We start from the raw sequence: 18,044 nt of genomic DNA on the forward strand, positions 1-18,044 counted from the left end.
TTTCGTTACGCCGAAAGGGTGGGATTAGTGGCCGGCTCCGATCAGCTCATCGTTCTGGACGCTCCATGCGCACAAAGCCTCGGCGAGTGCCGGCGAAATATCCACCGCGTTGGTTGGATGCGCGATGGCATTGACGCTGATCACGCGCTTGGCCCCGGCCTGCAGGAGCTCGTCATATGCATCGCCGGCAAAGATGGGGTGGACCACAACGCAGACCGGCGGCTTTGTTCCAGCCTTCGAGAGCAGCTTGACTGTTTCGACAAGCGTTCGCGCACTTGAGGCAATATCGTCGATGATGACGGGTTGTTTGTCGTCCATATCGGGAAGGCTCCCGCCGCTGATCGCCACATCGAAGTCGCCCCAGCGTTTCTTCTCAAGTACGGCTGAAGGTATGCCGGCCCTTTCTGCGACATCGAGCACCCATTGTTCGCTCTCTTCGTCGGGCCCGATGACGAAAGCGTTCGGGATGTTGGCCTTTAGCCAATCCGCGATCGCCGGCGCTGCGGGCACGACCTTGCTCGGCACCGAATAAATCTCGTCGAGATTGTCGATGCGATGCAGATGGGGATCGACGGTGACGAGGAAATCGAAATAGAACGACAGCAGCCGCGAGAACGAAACGGACGTGACGGCCTCACCTGGATTGAAGGCCTTGTCCTGGCGCATATAGGCTAGATACGGCGCGACGAGCGCGATGCTGCGTGCGCCCTGATCGCGCAGCGCATCCGCCGCGAACAGCAATGGCGCGATTTTCGCATCGGGCCGGTCAAGAGTGCAAAGCAGGACTACATCGCGGCCACTTACGGGTGTGGCGATCCGCAGGTAGGTTTCTCCATCGGGGAACTGGCGCGTCTCGAGTTCGCCGAGATCGGCCTCGAAACACCGGGCAAGTCCTTCGGCCATGCCCGGTGCCGCGCTAAGGGAAAAGACGACCCTGCTCATTGTGCCTCCAATCTGATCATATCGCTGTTGCGCAAAGCAAAGGCGAAAGCGTAATCAAGCTCGCCCATGCTTTCGCCGTGAATGGTGAAGAGGGGCTGGCCTTGCTCAACCAAATCGCCCGACTTCACATGCAGAGCGATACCGGCCGTCGCGCGCTGCGGTGCGCCAGCGAGTTTGGCAGTGCGCGCAAGCAGGCGGTTGTCAAAGGTGGCTACCCGCCCTGCGCGCGCGGCGAGGAATTCGCGCGTCTGGAGCGCCCGCCCTGGCTCTTTGAAGCCGCCCTGGGCCTCGCAGATAGCAAGAAATTTGCTTTCTGCGCGCCCCTCGACCAGCAATTGCGTCGCCCGATGGAGAGCATCGGAGCGTGGTGCGCCGCTCAATTCGAGGATGCCGGCAGCCAGCGCCAGCGCGCGAGCTTTGAGATCCTGCGGCGCGTCGTCGCGGTTGGCGAGGACCGCAAGGACATCATGTGCCTCCAGGGCCGGCCCGATCCCGCGTCCAACTGGCTGGGTCCCGTCGGTCTGGACTGTCGCGACGTGCAGTCCGCATTGCCGCGCCACGTTCTCGAGGAGCCCCGCAAGCGCATCGGCGTCCCTTGTGCTCCGAATCTTCGCGGTCGGTCCTACTGGTAGGTCAAGCAATACGTGCGTCGATCCGGCAGCAAGTTTCTTGGAAAGCACTGAAGCGACAAGTTGCGCATCGCTGTCAACATCCAGAGCCCGCTCGATCCGAATGAGGACGTCATCAGCAGGACTGAGATTGACGCTGCCGCCCCAAACGATGCAGCCGCCCTCTCGTTCGACCACCTTCTGCATGGCCGCCAGATCGAGCGTCACGGGCGCCATGGTCTCCATCGCATCCGCAGTACCGGCCGGTGATGTGATCGCCCTGGATGACGTCTTTGGCATCGTGAGACCGGCTGCCGCGATAATACTGACCACGATAGGTGTTGTCCGATTGCCCGGCAGTCCGCCGACGCAATGTTTATCCATCACGCGGTCGGCATTCCATTCGAGGCGGTCGCCCGCAGCGAGCATCGCTCGGGTGAGGGCAGCGGTTTCCTCTCCTTGTGCTGGCTGCGCAGCGAAAGCGGACACGAACGCGGCGATGTCGACATCCGAATACCGACCGTCCGCGATATCGGCGATAATGTGTCCTAGACGGATCTCGTCAAGCCGGTGGCCATAGAGTTTAGCTCTAACGTGGCTGAGCGACGACAACGGATGAGGATGCCTGACTTGAAGCTCGTCGCCCTCGGCGAGAGAAAGCCGTGCCATCAGCCGGTGAGGCAGGCCCACTTCATCGTCGGCCAGGAGATCATCCGTAGCCCGGTAAAGCGTCGCCAAAAGCCTTCTTCCTTTCGCGACAAGTTCCACCCGCACGCGGGCGCGAAACCCTTCGGACCGCGCAACCGGACAATCCTCATGCATGAAGATCATCGCTTCGCCATCGGTTTCGATCGGCAAAGCCCGCGCGCGCAACGGATGAGCAAGTGCATCCGTGGAGGAGGTGGGGGAAAGGATGGCCTCACTCATGAAAGGACAACCTCTTCGGCGTGCTCGGGGACGCGCGCATTCCAGCCAAGACGTTCGGTAACAAGATGTCTTAGTGTGTCGGAAGCACTGGGTTCTCCATGGGTTACGAAGACCTGCCGCGGAGAGGATTGGAAACCTTCGAGCCATCGCAGCAGCTCGTCCTGCTCGGCATGGGCCGAGAGCATGTCGAGCTGTGCCACCTCGGCGCGGATGGGGATGTAACTGCCGTGGATTTTCAGTTCGGTCGCGCCATCCCGCAAAGCTGCCCCCCGCGTGCCGCCAGCCTGAAATCCTGCGAGGATGATCGTGTTGCGGTGACTCGGCGCATAATGCTTGAGGTGGTGGAGAATGCGTCCCCCGGTTGCCATGCCGCTTGCTGATATGATGATCTTCGGCATGGCGCTGCGATTGAGCTGCTTCGAATCTTCGGCTTCGCGAACATATTCGGCAATTCCGCAGGCATCGCGGCATTGCTTTTCGGTGAGCCGGTGTTCGCCGAGATGGTCACAGAAAATCGAGCTGGCGTTCACCGCCATGGGACTGTCGAGATAGATCGGGATTTGCGGCAGGCGGCCTTGCTGCCGCAACTGACCGAGATGGTAGAGGAGCGTCTGGGCGCGCCCGATCGCGAAGGAAGGAATGATGACCGACCCGCCGCGCTGGACCGTTCTTCCGACAACGTCTTCGAGTACACTTTCAGGATCGGCCTCGCCATGATGGCGATTGCCGTATGTGGATTCGGTGACGATGTAATCGGCCTCTGGAACCGGCACGGGGTCGACCATCGTGGCGCTGCCATAGCGGCCGATGTCACCCGAGAAGACAATCTTCATATCTCCGCACTGCAGCTCGATACTTGATGCGCCGAGAATATGGCCCATCGGCCGGAAGATCGCCTTGCAATCGCGCGTAACTTCGACCAGCTGCTGGAAGGGCACAGGCCGGAATGACTTCAACGCGGCTTTCGCATCGGCCTGGGTGTATAGGGGCCGAGGCGACTTGTGCTTGCTGTACCCTTTCCTTTTTGCATAGCGGGCGTCGGCCTCCATCAAATAACCGCTGTCGGGAAGCAGCAATTCGCACAATTTGAGCGTTGCGTGCGTGCTCAGCACTCGCCCCTTAAACCCGTCGCGGATCAGGGCTGGAACGTAGCCTGAATGATCAAGGTGAGCATGTGTGAGGAGGACCGCATCGATTGACGCCGGATCGACCGGAAACGGCTTCCAGTTGCGCTCACGAAGCTGTTTGAAACCCTGAAAGAGACCGCAATCGATTAGGATCCTGTGATCAGGCGTCTGCAGAAGATATTTCGATCCGGTGACCGTTCCAGCTGCTCCTAGAAAACTTAGTTTGTAGCTCACCAGACGTGTTCCCCGCCAATCGGATAGATGCGTAACCCCCAACAGACGGGAGCACGTGGCGGAAATTACAGTTCAACCGTCCGAACTTACCGGAATCCGCAGGCAGGATCATCCGTCATGGGAAGTATCGGCGAAAAGCCGCCACCCGGGGTTCGCATATTTGTCGCCTGGCCATGGTAGAGCCGTGCCGCGCGCAACAGTATTTCTCCGGCATAGGTATAAAGCCGCACATCCACTTTGAGCTCGACGATATCCGTCTCAAGGCGGACCTTGCGCGTGCTCGGAGGCGTAAACCGCTGCGCGACATAGCCGCCCTCGACGATCTCGGACCAGACCCGCTTCGTCAGCTTCGCTCCGCGATAGGCGGCCTTGCTGCCATAACCGCGGGCAGGTTTGAAAAACCAGTCTCGCCGTTCGGACCAGAATTTCTCGGCGTTAAAACGATCGACGATTGCTGTTTTCGGCACCGCGGCGAGGATCACTTTTTTCTCGCGTTCGCTCAAACCGCACGAAGCCAGCCAATCCGGATCGGAAAGCAGGCAGAGGTTCCGCTTGTCGGCATAGAGCGCATGGATATGCGGATTTGGCGAGAGCACGACGCGGCCTGTCATATAGGCTTCCCGAAGGGTCCGGCTCTCCGGGCGATCGAGCGAGAAATCGACCAGGCGATTATACACAAGATCGATTTTCCTGCCCTCGAAGAGTAATCCGGCGGGGGACAGCTCGAGATCCTCGGGCCCGGCGACCACCGCTTCATATCCGTGCTCCTGCAACAGGGTCCTTGCTGCGAGAAATTCGGGAAAAAGCGGCTGTCCTTCAGGATCATCATCGACGATGGCGATGGATTCGAGCTCACCGGCACGATCCTGCGCATGCCACTCCTCCTCGAACATCCGGGCAATTCTTGTCCGAAACGTGTCCTGTGAGATGTCTGCGGCCAGAGCCGGTCGTGTTTCCCTGCAGCATTGGGTTTGCGCATCGGCAAGCAAGGCGTTCAGAAAAGCGCCGCCGGCATTGGTGTTGATCTCGATGAGCCGCGGACCGTTGGCGGTGAGATGGAAGTCGTAGCCCATAAGAACCCCTTTGGGCCCGAAATCTCGGGCGGCTGACGAAGGCGCCCAGCCCATGACAACCGAGCGGAAGGCGGGGGTTTTGGCGACGGTCTCGATGGCCGTCACAACCTCCGTCATGGCCGAAAGCGTAGCTGGATCGATGAAAACCGGGGCGTTGGCGAAAAGGTTCGACTGTGATGCAAGGAGGGTGTCGCCGGCTCCGCTCTCGCCGAGTTCCGTATCGAGGAGGGTCGCCAAACGCTGCCGGTCGAGCGTTACGCACATGCACTCGGCATTGGCCCAGTCCGCCGCCTTCCCTTCAGCCTGTTCTGCAGCACAGCTGTCGGTCTTGTCATCGCATGGCATCATTCGGTTCCATCAATAATGGGCAGATAAAGCACTTCGCCCAGTGAGGAGTTGCGCTTTTTCGCTGTCTCGGCGAGACTCGGATATGCCGAGAATCTCTTTGCCAGACCAGCTTGCCACGCATGAGGTGCTCAACCAGCCTCCACCCCTTGTGGATTTCAACGCCTTCGAGCTCGACGTTCCTCTGCAAAGCGCACTCGAACGAAACGGGGCGGCTGCGCACAGCGACCAGCTTGCTGTATTTGGCAAACGCGTCGGCAGTTTCGAGGCGCTCGAATGGGGGCGCCTTGCCAACGAAAATCCGCCAAAGCTGAAAACCTTCGACCGCTTCGGCCACCGGATCGACGAAGTCGAGTTTCATCCCGCCTACCACCAACTCATGCGCCTCGGTCTTGAATCGGGCGTGTCGGGGGCGGCCTGGACCGCCGAACAGGCGGGTCATACGCTGCACGCTTCGCTCCTCTACCTCATGACCCAGGCCGACGCGGGCACGGCCTGCCCGATGTCGATGACTTACGCGGTCGTTCCCGCGCTCCGCGCCGAACCGGCCGTAGCCGCTGAATGGGAGCCGCGCGTTACCAGCGGCCGATATGACCCGCGGTTTATCCCGGCGGCTGAGAAGACCGGCGCGACAATGGGCATGGCGATGACCGAGAAGCAGGGCGGTAGCGACGTTCGCGCGAATACTACACGCGCGCATGCGCTCGGCACGGGGGAATATGAGCTGATCGGCCACAAGTGGTTCTGTTCCGCCCCGATGTCCGACGCCTTTCTGACCCTCGCCTACGCAGAAGGCGGTCTGACCTGCTTTCTCGTGCCGCGCTGGCGCCCCGACGGGACCCGCAATGCCATTCACATCATGCGGCTCAAAGACAAGCTCGGCGACCGCTCCAACGCCTCGTCCGAGATCGAATATCACGGCGCCTGGGCCCAGCGTGTCGGGGAAGAAGGTAGGGGCATACGGACGATCATCGATATGGTGCAGGGTACACGGCTCGACTGCATTGCAGGGTCCGCCGCGGGAATGCGTGCAGCTCTTACGCAAGCCGCATGGCATACGCGGCACCGCACGGCCTTCCAGCGCCAATTGGCCGACCAGCCCGCCATGCGCGGTGTTCTCGCCGACCTCGCGCTCGAGGTCGAGGCCGCGACGGCGCTGATGATCCGCATCGCCTCGGCGTTCGACGCTGCGCAGGCCGGCGACGAACGCGAAGCGGCCTTTGCGCGCCTCGCGACACCGATCGCAAAATATTGGGTCTGCAAACGTCAACCCGGCTTCGTCTACGAAGCGCTTGAGTGTCTTGGCGGCGCCGGCTTTGTGGAAGAGGGGCCCATGCCGCGCCTTTTTCGGCAGAGCCCTCTGAATGCGATCTGGGAGGGGTCGGGTAACGTGATCGCGCTCGATGCCCTCCGCGCGCTCACGCGCGAACCGCAAGCGTGGGAAGCCCTGCGCGCGGAGCTTGGCCGGGCGCAGGGCGCGCATCCGCTGCTCGATGCGGCCATCGATCGCCTCGACGGCATTCGTGTCAATGGTGTCCCCGCGGAATCCGAAGCGCGCGCCTTCGTCGAGACGGTCGCGCTGTCGCTCGAGGCAGTCTGCCTCCGCGATGCACCATCTGCCGTTCTCGCCGGGTTCTGCGTGACGCGGCTCGACCCCGACAACCGTGCGTTTCTTTATGGCGGAGCGAATGCTTCGCTTGACACCGACCGGCTGTTGGCCCGTGCCCTGCCGAGCGAATGAGGCGTCGGACGCTCTTGCAGTGAAGGACACTTGGACGGCATCAAGGCCTGACACTCAGGCACTCGCCTGACCGGTAACAGGCGGTGTGGGGGCCTCTTCGGCAAAATTTTCAGGCTTATAGCTGTCTAGGCGGGTGCGTTTGAGCAGCAGGGCATTGACCGCGACAAGGACGGAACTGCCGGACATCGCGATTGCTGCGACAGCGGGACTGATAATGAACGGATAGAAGACACCGGCGGCGGCGGGAAAGGCGATGACGTTGTAGGCGACCGCCCAGAACAGGTTCTGATGCATCTTTCGCAGCGTCGCACGCGACAGCTCCACCGCGCCCACAACATCGTAGGGATCACTTCGCATCAGCACGACGTCTGCGCTTTCCATGGCCACATCGGTACCGGCCCCGATCGCAAAGCCCACATCGGCCTGGGTCAGGGCAGGCGCATCATTGATGCCATCCCCGACCATTCCGACTCTTTTTCCTTGCGCCTGAAGCTCTTTCACCTTGTCGGCCTTCTGGCCGGGAAGCACATCGGCGAGCACGATGTCGATACCCAGTTCCTCGGCCACGCGCCGCGCGGTACCCTCATTGTCGCCGGTGAGCATGGCGACCTCGACGCCCTTGTCATGCAGCCGGGCAATCGCGGCCTTGGCCGTCGGACGCGGCGCATCGGCGATCGCGATCAGGCCTACAAGAATCCCCTGGTGAGCGACATGGACGACCGTGCGGCCCGCTCCCTTGAGTTCCTCGGCCTTGTCAGCCAGCCCTCCCAGTGAGATTGATTCTTCGTCCATCAGCCGGCGGTTGCCGAGGAAAACGGTATCGCCGTTGACCTCCGCCTGCGCCCCTCTCCCGTCGCGGTTGAGAAAATCGCGCGCTTCGGGGATCTTCAGTCCTTCGGCCTTGTCAAGGATCGCAAGGGCGAGCGGATGCTCCGATCCCTTTTCGACCGCAGCGGCCAGTAGCAACACCTGTTCGGGCATGCGGCCCTCGGCGGCCACGATATCCACGACGCGCGGTTCGCCCATCGTCAAGGTGCCGGTCTTGTCGAAGATAACGACATTGAGCTTTGTGGCGTCTTCCAGCGCCGACGCGTTCTTGAACAGAATGCCGCGACTTGCGCCGAGCCCGGTGCCGACCATGACCGCCATCGGTGTGGCCAGTCCGAGCGCATCGGGGCAGGCGATCACGAAGACCGTGATTGTCAGGGTCACGGCAAACAGCAATGTTTCACCGATCCACCAGAACCAGACAGCAAACGTTCCGAGGCCAATGACGATCGCGATCAGAACAAGCCATTGCGACGCGCGGTCGGCGAGCAATTGCGCGGGCGCCTTGGAATTCTGCGCCTCCTGCACGAGCTTCACGATTTGCGCGAGCGCCGTGTCAGCGCCGACCTTGGTCGCCCGGTAGCGGAAACTGCCGCTCTTGTTGATGGTCGCTCCGATGACCTCGTCACCGGGTCCTTTTGCGACCGGCATGGATTCACCGGTGAGCATCGATTCATCGACCTGGGAGCTGCCTTCCAATACCTCCCCGTCTACGGGGATCTTGTTGCCCGGGCGGATGAGCACGGTGTCGCCTTCAAGGACGTCGGCCGTTGGGATTTCCTGCTCCTCGCCATCGCGCAGAACGACCGCCATTGGCGGGGCCAGGTCGAGCAGAGCCCGGATCGCCGCCGACGCGCCCGCGCGCGCGCGCATTTCCAGCCAGTGCCCGAGGAGGATGAACACGAGCAGGATGGCGACGGCCTCATAGAATTGCACGCCGGGAAAGAAAAATGTCGATCCGACGCTGAAGAGATAGCCGGTGCCGACCGAAAGCACGACAAGCACGGCCATATTGAGAATGCCATTGCGAAGGGCGCGCCATGCAGCGACCACAAATGGCCAGACCGGATAGAGCACGGCCGCGCTCGCCAGGCCGAACAGAAAAAGCTCAAGATTCATGCCGAACGGCGGGGCCGGAGGAGTGAAAAACCCGCCCATCGGGGAGTAGATGAAAATCGGGATCGTGAAGATGAAGGCAATCCAGAAACGGTTGCGCATGTCGCGTACCATCTCCTGCATGTCCATGCCTGCCCCGTGGCCCATTTCCTGGGCCATTTCGTCCTTCGCCCCGCCTTGGCGGTGGTCGTGGTGAACTGCCTGTTCTCCCCTGCTGTCCGCACCGCGCCCCGGTCCCGTGCCGGATTCCGAAAGATTTGCTTCCGCCGGTTTACAGACATGCTTCGGCATGATGCCGCCACGGCAGCGGAAACCGCAGCTTTTGATCAGGCTCTGAAGCCGCGTCCCATCGGTCTGCGCAGGGTCGTATTCCACGGTCACGCTGCCCCCCGCGGGGTTTGCAGTGGCTCGGCTTACGCCGGCTTCATGCCGCAGCTGCTTCTCCACGCCGAGGTGATCGAGTTCTTCAAAGAGATTTCCGACTTCTAAAGTGAGTGTTGCCAAAGCGAATTCCCTCTAGGCTGAACCATAGTGCTTCTGGATCAAGACGGTAATGAGCGCTGGCTCTTACAGTTGCTTGCCTGCCACCCTAGCCCTCGCTGCGCGCTCTGAGTTCGGCATAGAGCCGCTCGACATCGCTGCGCTTGCATAGCGAAGTTCCTGGTGTAAGCGCCGTGGCAGCGCCAGCTGCCATGCCGTAAAGAAAGGCCGCCTCGGGCGCGTCGCCTGCGGCAAGGCGAACGGTCATTGCGGCAAGGAAGCTGTCTCCCGCACCGACGGCGCTTTGTGCATTGATCTTCGGGGCGGCGTGCATCACGGTCTTCTCGGGCGTTACAAGCATGGCGCCATCGCGCCCCAGAGTGAGAGCGAGCATGTCGAGGCCATTATCGCGCACGATGGCTTGGGCCGCCGTTTCCTGCTCTGCCGCGGTCGCCAGCCTTCGGCCGACGAGCGTTTCGAGTTCGCCTAGGCTCGGCTTTGCCAGGTGAACGCCGCCGCCAATGCCATGCCGCAGAGCGTCTCCAGAACTGTCCAGGACCAGCTTGATGCCTCGGCTCAGGCAAATCGCACCGATGATGGCGTAGATATCGCTACGCAGGCCGCGCGGAAGACTCCCGCTTGCCACGAGATATTTGCAATCGAGCGTTTGCAGCGCTCGCAGGACGACTTCGCAGTCGCTTTCGGAGACTTCCGGACCCTGCGGCACGAAGCGAAATTCGAGATTGGTGGACCGTTCGTAGATCGCGTGGCTGATCCGCGTGGAGCCGGAGATCGAGAAGCGTTCGGCACGCACCCGTGCTTGCTCAATGAGCTCCTGCAGCACGCCGCCTGTCGCCCCACCTGCAAGATAAAGCGCGTAGGACTCGCCGCCGAGTTCGTTGATGACGCGTGCAACGTTGAGACCGCCTCCGCCAGGATAATAATGCTCATCGAATGTACGGATCTTGTGCATCGGCTTCACCACCTCGGCCTGCGCCGCGCCATCGATTGTTGGGTTCAGCGTCAGGGTGGCGATCATGGCGAGGCAATCCTTTGTCGTTTTTGCGGTCTCCCCGGTTAGGACGCGGCAGGATACGCAGCCTTACGCCACCATGATCCGCTCGTATGCCTGTCTGGTCTCGTCGGCGCTCGTCAGGCTGAGCCGCCCGTGTAACTTTGGCGACGCCAAGGCGTCTGTCCCTCGGGCTGACGCGCGCAAAATTAGAGAAATGGTGCAAGATTCGATTCCCCCCTCAAGACGCGATCGCAATCCTGAGCTGTTTGTGAAGATACTTGGAGGCGGTGCCCGGACCCTTGTGTTCGTCGCAGGGTTGGGTGGGACCACGCGATATTGGGAGGCGCGGGTAACCGAGCTAGCGCAAGAGTACAAAATTGTGCTCGTCGATCTGCTGGGCTTCGGGCGATCGCCCAAGCCGTGGGTGAAGTATAGCGTCGAGCGGCATGTCGATGCCTTGCAGCGCGTTCTCGCCCCTCTCGGGCCGGTAACGCTCGTCGGCCATTCGCTGGGCGCCCTGATTGCCGCAGCCTATGCGGCCAGACACACCGAGACCGTCGAGCGCCTCGTACTCATCAGCCTGCCTCACTTCGGATCGCAGGACGAGGCTTATGAATATTTGCGCCAGGGACCGGTTAAGGGAGGGCTCATATACACCAACGTCCTGCTGACCATTCTAGCCTGCATCATCACGCGCCGCCTGTTAGGGAGAATTCTGCCCTATCTCATTCGAGATATTCCGCGCGAGATCGTCGAAGACCTTGTCCAGCATACGTGGAGGTCATCTACCTCGTCGCTATGGGATGTTGTCTATCGCCATGACGTAGCGGCCGACCTGAGAATTCTAGAGCCCGTTCACCACGTGCTGTGTATTCATGGGAGCGATGACATCATGGCACCGCTTGCGCCGGTAAGAGCGCTCGCAGATGCATTCTCGAATGTTGAGCTTTGCGTCCTTGAGGGGCTCGATCATCACCCTTTTCTGCGAGCGCCGAAAAAGTGCTGTGAGCTTATCGCGAGCTTTGTGAAGCAAGCGGCGCGAAAAGCCATGCTGCCGAATGGCTAAGCCCGCCTGACTCCTTTGGCCCCGGATGGGGAGGGCCCAGCCGCGTTGACGCAGGCCGAGGGTGCATCTGCGCCGGTCTCCGCCGTAATCGCAGGCCCTCTTTCCCGTCCGATAGACGAGACGCAGTCTGACGCTGCGCACGGCCGAGCGGAGGGCGACATTACATTCAGCCTATTTCTTGCAGCGCTTTCGCCCCTGCTTGCGGTTCTGCTTCTCCTTGTCGGTCTGCGGATGCCCGCATCGCGGGCCATGGCACTGGCCTATCTCGTAACCGTCGCTGCTGGCTATTTCCTGTGGCAAATGGCGCCCCGCACAATCCTCGCCGCTTCGATCGAGGGTCTGGCGATCGCGGCCTCGGTCTTATTGATCATCTTTGGTGCGATACTTCTCTTGAGGCTCCTTACCGAAGGCGAGGCGATGTCACGGATACGCGAAGGATTCGCGGCCATATCGCCGGAACCGCGGGTTCAGCTTATCGTCATAAGCTGGACCTTCGGTGCCTTCCTCGAAGGCGTCGCCGGTTTCGGCACCCCGGCCGCCATTACCGCCCCGCTGCTTGTGGCGCTTCGTTTCACACCGATGGCAGCCGTGTCACTTGCACTGATTGCCAATAGCAGTCCGGTAGCCTTCGGTGCGATCGGCACGCCGGTAGCCATCGGGCTACGCGAAGGACTTCGTCAACCCGCCGCAGATGGCGGGCTCGATAGTCTGATTGAAAACTCGGCGCAGGTGGCAGGCGCTATCGATCTCGCTACCGGCTCGCTCGTCCCGTTCGCGCTCATCCTTATCTACTCGCGGTTCTTTTCCGAAGAACGAAGCTGGTCCAGTGCGCTGGGATATTGGCGGTTCGCTCTGTTTGCCGGTCTTGCTTACACCATACCTGCCTTTGTCGTCAGTGCGACGCTAGGTCCCGAACTTCCCGCGCTTGTCGGCGCGCTCTGTGCCATCGTGCTCGTGGTTCCAGCAGCCCAACGCGGTTTCCTCAAACCCAGATCTGGCGCAGCCACTTCGGGCGCGCCGATTGCCGCAGAAACGTCACGCGTTACATTGAAGCGGGCCTGGGCACCCTATCTCTTGCTCGCCGCGCTCCTTCTCGTGAGCCGCGCAGATCTGTTGCCGGTCAAACAGGCCTTGCAGGACGTCTCTTTTGCCTGGGATTCGGTTCTGGGGACGCAGATCAACATAGCGCTTGCGCCGCTATATTTGCCTGGTTCGATGTTTTTGATCGCGGGTCTCTTGGCCGTCTGTATTTTGCCTCTCGACAGTGAGCGTCTACGCAGCGCTGGCCGGGACACTCTGAAGATCACGGCCGCAAGCGCGGTGACGCTTGCGGCGGCGGTCCCGATGGTGCGCGTCTTTGTGTATTCGGGAATCAATTCGGACGGTTTGCCGAGCATGCCAATGGCGCTTTCAGTTCTTGCGGCCGATGCCGCCGGACAGAACTGGCCGGTGATTGCACCATTTATCGGAGCGCTGGGCAGTTTTCTCTCAGGAAGTGCGACCTTCAGCAATATGACATTTGCCCTGTTTCAGGTCACCGCAGCCAATCAGGCCGGACTGCCACCGGAAACCGTCCTTGGCGCCCAGATCCTTGGCGCCAGCGCGGGGAACATGGTGTCGGTCGTCAATGTGGTGGCAGCTGCAGCCGTCGTCGGCCGTGTCGGGCGCGAGGGAGAGATCATCCGGGTCACGCTTGTGCCAATGCTCGCCTATACTGCCGCCGTTGGCCTTGTCGCAGCTGCCGCAATCGGGTTCGCACGATGATCGAGCATGTGCTGCATCTCATTCTCCTGCTGCTGGCGGCGAGATCCTTCGGAGAGATTGCAACGCGCCTCGGCCAGCCCGCGCTGGTGGGGGAGATCGGGGCCGGGCTAATACTGGCGGTTTTGGCGGCCTCCCTCAACGCTCCGTTTCTCGCCGAATTGTCGCGCAGCGCCTTTCTCGACCTTGCCGCCGAGTTCGGAATTTTCTTCCTGCTGCTGCTTGCCGGCCTCGAAATTGCCCCCGGAGAGCTGTTCAGACATTCGGGTCGCTCGGCTGCCGTGGCGCTCGGAGGCGTGCTGTTGCCACTCGCTTTGGGCATGGCCCTTGCGTGGTGGGTGCTTCCCGACAACCCGATGAAATTCGTCCAGGCTCTGCTGGTCGGCGTTGCATTGTCAATTTCTGCGGTCCCGGTCGCCATCGGCGTGTTCATGGATCTCGGCATGGTCCACACCCCAACCGGTCGCACGGTGATCGCCGCTGCAATTCTCGACGATATCATCGGACTTGTGCTCCTCGCGATCTTGACCGGCGCAATTGCGGCAGGTTCCGTCCCGGGGATTGGGGCGATGTTGCCGCTGCTTGGCAAAGCCGCGCTGTTCTTCCTCATTGTCGCTGCCGCCGGCTATTTCGGGGCGCCGAGGATCGCCAATCTGATCTCGCGCCTGCGGATTCCCGCCCCTGAGTTTACCGCGCTCATTCTGACAGCCTTGGGGTTTGCAGGGCTGGCCGAACTGCTTGGCATGGACTTCATCATCGGAGCCTTCGCCGCCGCCCTTCTGTTCAACGCCAAGAGCCTGGGTCAAGCCTCTTTCGCGCGCCTGAAAGCAACGGTCAGCGATCTCACGATGGGCTTGCTGGCCCCGCTTTTCTTTCTTTCGATCGGTATTCGCGTGGATTTCGCGGCCCTTGCCATCATTCCTGGCATCGTGCTGGCGCTGATTCTAGTCGCACTTATGGGCAAGATCATTGGCGCCGGGCTTCCTGCTCTGCTTTCTGGTCTCACCCGCAAGGAGGCGCTCGGGGTCGGGTTCGGCATGAGCGGCCGCGGGGCGGTTGAATTGATCATCGTGAGTATCGCATGGGAGGCAGGGCTCTTCGATTATCCCGGCACGGTCGTCGCCAATCTCTTTTCCGCTCTCGTCCTCATGGCGCTCGTCACCACGATTGTCACACCCATCGGACTGCGCTGGCTTTTTCGCGAGCGGGGGCAGCAGGGCTGTAATCGGCCGGGCTGAAAACCGTCTCACCATATGGACGATGCTTCGGCGGCGACGGGTAAGATTTAGCCGCCGCTCGAGGCAACGTCCACGTTCGACCACTGCCGAGCACCGCTCGCGAATGACCCGGAGATTTCGATGCCCGACGCCCTTATTGCCTGGTTTGAGGATATTGGACGCGGCGACGTCGCCATGGTTGGCGGAAAGAATGCTTCGCTCGGTGAGATGGTCGGCGCGCTGTCGAAGCGCGGTATCAGAGTGCCGGGAGGCTTCGCCACAACGGCGCAGGCCTATCGGCACTATATCGCGGCCAACGGCATTGAACCCGAAATGAGGCGCTGGATCGAAGCGCTCGATGCCGGGCGCGCCTCGCTTCAAGTGGCAGGTGCTGCGATCCGGCATGCGTTTCTGGAAGGGGCGTTTCCACCGGAGATCGAGGCGGCCATCGGTGAAGCCTATGACGCTTTGTCTGCGCGCAGCGAACAGGATGCGGTCAGCGTCGCGGTCCGCAGCAGCGCGACAGCGGAGGATCTTCCCGAAGCGAGCTTCGCCGGGCAGCAAGAGACCTTTCTCAATGTCACCGGGAAGCGCGCACTTCTCGATGCCTGCAGGCGCTGCTTTGCCTCGCTCTTTACCGACCGGGCGATCAGCTACCGTCAGGCACAGGGTTTCGACCATATGGATGTTGCCCTGTCGATCGGAGTGCAGCGCATGGTGCGCTCGGATCTCGCTGGATCGGGGGTCATGTTTTCAGTCGATACCGAAACGGGTTTCCCCGACGTGATCGTGATAAGTGCCGCCTGGGGGCTTGGGGAGACTGTCGTCCAGGGCTCGGTCGATCCTGACACCTACCGTGTCTTCAAACCCTTTCTCGAACGTACAGATACGGTTCCGCTTATCGAGCGCAGTCTTGGGGCCAAGGAGCGCAAGATGATCTATGCGACCGGCGGCAGCGTCAGGACGTTGACCAAGAGAACCACGCGCCGCGAACGCGAGACCTTCGTCCTCTCCGATGACGAGGTACTTGAGCTGGCGCGCTGCGCCAAGACCATCGAAAAGCATTATGGTCGCGCGATGGACATGGAGTGGGCGAAAGATGGTGCAACCGGCGAACTCTTCATCGTCCAGGCCCGCCCGGAAACGGTTCAGGCGGGCAAGGCAGCGGGAAGACTGACTACCTACAGGTTGAAACAGCGCGCCGAACCGCTGCTTACGGGCGCGGCGGTCGGCGAGGCGATCGCCACCGGGGAGGTTTGCGCGATCCGGGACGCCTCGCAGATCGAGGCTTTTCGAGATGGTGCAATCCTTGTGACAGGCATGACCGATCCGGACTGGGTGCCAATCATGAAGCGCGCAGCGGGTATCATCACTGATCACGGCGGAACTACCAGCCACGCAGCGATCGTCAGCCGCGAACTCGGCGTGCCGGCCATCGTTGGGACACAGACAGCGACGCGCACCCTGCAGGACGGGCAGCCCATCACCCTGTCATGCGCGGAAGGCGACCGCGGTGCGGTCTATGAAGGGACGCTCGAGTTCGAAACCATCGAGTTCGACCTGGCGGATCTGCCCGAGACCGAAACCGATGTGATGCTGAATATCGCGAGTCCGGCCGCCGCCATGCGCTGGTGGCGCCTTCCCGCGCGCGGAGTAGGCCTCGCGCGGATGGAATTCGTGATCAACCACCTGGTCAAAGTTCACCCGATGGCGCTCGTCGCCCCGGAGAAGGTCACAAGCGAGGATGCCAGGCGCGCGATCGCCGAGCTTACGCACGGATATGCCGAGCCTACCGACTATTTCGTCGACACGCTCGCGCTCGGCATAGCCAAGCTCGCGGCCCCGTTTCATCCGCAGCCGGTGATTGTCCGCCTCAGCGACTTCAAGACAAACGAATATGCTCACCTTCTCGGAGGAGAGGCCTTCGAACCGGATGAGGAAAATCCGATGATCGGATGGCGCGGCGCTTCGCGCTATTACAGCCCAGGCTACAAGGCGGGTTTCGCGCTCGAATGCCGCGCTTTGCGGCGCGTACGCGAGGAGATCGGCTTTGAGAATGTCATCATCATGGTGCCATTCTGCCGTACGCTCGCCGAAGCCGATCGGGTCCTCGAAGTGATGGCGGAAAACGGTCTCGAACGAGGCCGAAACGGTCTCCAAATCTATATGATGTGCGAGATTCCGGCGAACGTCCTGCTCGCGGAGGAGTTCGCACAGCGCTTTGACGGATTTTCGATAGGTTCCAACGATCTCACCCAGCTCGTGCTCGGGATCGACCGCGATTCCGAGCTTCTCGCCGATCAGTTCGACGAACGCAACGAGGCGGTAAAACGGGCGATTGGCGAAGCCATTATCAAGGCGCACCAGGCCGGGATAAAGATCGGAATTTGCGGCCAGGCACCGAGTGACCATCCCGAGTTTGCCGGTTTCCTGGTCGATTGCGGGATCGACTCCATTTCGCTTAACCCCGACAGTTTTGTTGTCGCAGTCAAGGTGGTCGCTCAAGCCGAGGCCATGTCGGATAAAGGCCGAGCACAACCGGCTGAGGGTTCGCGGATATGAAGGTCGTCATCTTCGAGGCCGAGGAATGGGAGGCGAGGGCATGCCGCGCACTTTCCGGCAATCACGAACTCACTTGTGTCAAGGAACGGCTGACATCTGATAACGCGGCAAAATACAGCGATGCCGAAGTGATCAGCACATTCATCAATTCACGGCTCGATGCAGAAGTCCTGCGCCACTTCCCCGAGCTGCGGCTGATCGCCACCCGCTCGACCGGCCACGACCACATCGATCTGGCCTGGTGCGCCGCAGAAGACATCGAGATCGCCAACGTTCCCGACTATGGTGATGTTACTGTAGCCGAGCACAGTTTTGCCTTGATGCTGGCTGCCGCGCGATATCTCGTTCCGGCGGTCGAACGTACACGGCGCGGAAATTTTTCACAGGATGATCTGCGCGGTATCGAGCTGCGCGGGAAGACCCTTGGCGTCGTCGGGACCGGCCGCATCGGGCGCCGCGCGATCGAGATCGCGCGCGGGTTTGGCATGAATGTCGTAGCGTTCGACGTCGATCCGGATAGCTCTGCGGCAGCAAATCTCGGCTTTACCTATTTGCCTTTCGCCGAACTCCTTTCCCAAGCCGACATCGTCACATTGCATCTGCCGGCAACCCCTCAGACCCAGGATCTCCTGTCCGATGCCGAGTTCGCTGCCATGAAGACCGGCGCGCTCCTGATCAATACGGCGCGCGGCAACATCGTCAGCGTTCCCGCTCTGGTGCGCGCGCTGGCGGAGGGGAAACTCCGCGCCGCTGGCCTTGATGTGCTCCCGCAGGAGCCGCTCGTCCGTGAAGAGGCAGAAGTGTTTCGCGGACCGCCGCTGGAGAAGGAGAATTTGGAGGCCCTCGTGGCCAATCATGTGCTTCTGCGCTTTCCGAACGTCATCGTGACTCCGCATGTCGCCTATAACACGCATGAGGCGGTCGCGCGCATCATCGAGACGACAATTGAGAATATCGAAGCTTTTGCAATGGGTTCGCCGAAGAACCTCATTGTTTAGGGGG

General features: G+C 61.2%; 12 protein-coding genes. 6 read left to right on the plus strand and 6 right to left on the minus strand.

What is annotated here, in order from left to right; translation table 11 throughout:
• Window positions 1-24: 24 nt before the first annotated feature.
• From D6858_RS06360 to D6858_RS06375, 4 genes are all read right to left on the minus strand, one after another.
• Entirely contained in the window at window positions 25-942 is a 918-nt protein-coding gene (locus tag D6858_RS06360) for a ribose-phosphate pyrophosphokinase (protein WP_120108396.1), read from the minus strand.
• Window positions 939-2,477 (minus strand): thymidine phosphorylase family protein, encoded by a 1,539-nt coding sequence (locus D6858_RS06365; RefSeq protein ID WP_120108398.1) that lies wholly within the window; start codon window positions 2,475-2,477, stop codon window positions 939-941. Before D6858_RS06365 ends, D6858_RS06360 begins: the two co-directional genes overlap by 4 nt.
• On the minus strand, window positions 2,474-3,838 hold the full coding sequence (locus D6858_RS06370; RefSeq protein WP_120108401.1) for an MBL fold metallo-hydrolase RNA specificity domain-containing protein: 1,365 nt from the start codon (window positions 3,836-3,838) through the stop codon (window positions 2,474-2,476). The genes D6858_RS06365 and D6858_RS06370 overlap by 4 nt, the downstream gene beginning before the upstream one ends.
• A gap of 86 nt (window positions 3,839-3,924) precedes the next feature.
• Window positions 3,925-5,259, minus strand: a complete 1,335-nt coding sequence (locus tag D6858_RS06375; protein ID WP_240623727.1) for a hypothetical protein — start codon at window positions 5,257-5,259, stop codon at window positions 3,925-3,927.
• Window positions 5,260-5,341: 82 nt separating this feature from the next.
• On the opposite strand from D6858_RS06375, the gene D6858_RS06380 reads away from it, so the two are divergent.
• Window positions 5,342-6,997, plus strand: coding sequence for an acyl-CoA dehydrogenase family protein (locus D6858_RS06380; RefSeq protein WP_120108404.1), 1,656 nt, complete (start codon window positions 5,342-5,344; stop codon window positions 6,995-6,997).
• A gap of 54 nt (window positions 6,998-7,051) precedes the next feature.
• Here the strand turns inward: D6858_RS06380 and D6858_RS06385 are convergent, their stop codons facing one another.
• Together D6858_RS06385 and D6858_RS06390 are read right to left on the minus strand one after the other, a co-directional pair.
• Window positions 7,052-9,445, minus strand: coding sequence for a heavy metal translocating P-type ATPase (locus D6858_RS06385; protein ID WP_088712491.1), 2,394 nt, complete (start codon window positions 9,443-9,445; stop codon window positions 7,052-7,054).
• A gap of 85 nt (window positions 9,446-9,530) precedes the next feature.
• Entirely contained in the window at window positions 9,531-10,460 is a 930-nt protein-coding gene (locus tag D6858_RS06390; RefSeq protein WP_120108407.1) for a 1-phosphofructokinase family hexose kinase, read from the minus strand.
• Here D6858_RS06390 and D6858_RS06395 point away from each other — a divergent pair.
• The 5 genes from D6858_RS06395 to D6858_RS06415 all read left to right on the plus strand — a co-directional run bounded on the left by D6858_RS06395 (window position 10,459) and on the right by D6858_RS06415 (window position 18,040).
• Window positions 10,459-11,502, plus strand: a complete 1,044-nt coding sequence (locus D6858_RS06395; RefSeq protein WP_120108410.1) for an alpha/beta fold hydrolase — start codon at window positions 10,459-10,461, stop codon at window positions 11,500-11,502. The two genes, D6858_RS06390 and D6858_RS06395, sit on opposite strands and share 2 nt — an antisense overlap.
• Before the next feature lie 159 nt (window positions 11,503-11,661).
• Window positions 11,662-13,266, plus strand: coding sequence for an L-lactate permease (locus D6858_RS06400; RefSeq protein WP_120109495.1), 1,605 nt, complete (start codon window positions 11,662-11,664; stop codon window positions 13,264-13,266).
• Window positions 13,263-14,501, plus strand: a complete 1,239-nt coding sequence (locus tag D6858_RS06405; RefSeq protein ID WP_047822095.1) for a cation:proton antiporter — start codon at window positions 13,263-13,265, stop codon at window positions 14,499-14,501. Before D6858_RS06400 ends, D6858_RS06405 begins: the two co-directional genes overlap by 4 nt.
• Window positions 14,502-14,621: 120 nt before the next feature.
• Complete coding sequence (gene ppsA, locus D6858_RS06410; protein ID WP_120108412.1) at window positions 14,622-17,042, plus strand: phosphoenolpyruvate synthase; 2,421 nt, start codon at window positions 14,622-14,624, stop codon at window positions 17,040-17,042.
• Entirely contained in the window at window positions 17,039-18,040 is a 1,002-nt protein-coding gene (locus tag D6858_RS06415) for a hydroxyacid dehydrogenase (protein WP_046904082.1), read from the plus strand. The genes ppsA and D6858_RS06415 overlap by 4 nt, the downstream gene beginning before the upstream one ends.
• Window positions 18,041-18,044 lie beyond the last annotated feature (4 nt).

This window comes from Tsuneonella suprasediminis, assembly GCF_003605755.1.
Taxonomy (GTDB): domain Bacteria; phylum Pseudomonadota; class Alphaproteobacteria; order Sphingomonadales; family Sphingomonadaceae; genus Tsuneonella; species Tsuneonella suprasediminis.

What these genes read in the sequence shown, in the direction of transcription:
- D6858_RS06360 (WP_120108396.1), bottom strand. Translation starts at nt 942, where the DNA reads ATGAGCAGGGTCGTCTTTTCCCTTAGCGCGGCACCGGGCATGGCCGAA.
- D6858_RS06365 (WP_120108398.1), bottom strand. Translation starts at nt 2,477, where the DNA reads ATGAGTGAGGCCATCCTTTCCCCCACCTCCTCCACGGATGCACTTGCT.
- D6858_RS06375 (WP_240623727.1), bottom strand. Translation starts at nt 5,259, where the DNA reads ATGATGCCATGCGATGACAAGACCGACAGCTGTGCTGCAGAACAGGCT.
- D6858_RS06380 (WP_120108404.1), top strand. Translation starts at nt 5,342, where the DNA reads ATGCCGAGAATCTCTTTGCCAGACCAGCTTGCCACGCATGAGGTGCTC.
- D6858_RS06395 (WP_120108410.1), top strand. Translation starts at nt 10,459, where the DNA reads ATGGCGAGGCAATCCTTTGTCGTTTTTGCGGTCTCCCCGGTTAGGACG.
- D6858_RS06390 (WP_120108407.1), bottom strand. Translation starts at nt 10,460, where the DNA reads ATGATCGCCACCCTGACGCTGAACCCAACAATCGATGGCGCGGCGCAG.
- D6858_RS06405 (WP_047822095.1), top strand. Translation starts at nt 13,263, where the DNA reads ATGATCGAGCATGTGCTGCATCTCATTCTCCTGCTGCTGGCGGCGAGA.
- ppsA (WP_120108412.1), top strand. Translation starts at nt 14,622, where the DNA reads ATGCCCGACGCCCTTATTGCCTGGTTTGAGGATATTGGACGCGGCGAC.
- D6858_RS06415 (WP_046904082.1), top strand. Translation starts at nt 17,039, where the DNA reads ATGAAGGTCGTCATCTTCGAGGCCGAGGAATGGGAGGCGAGGGCATGC.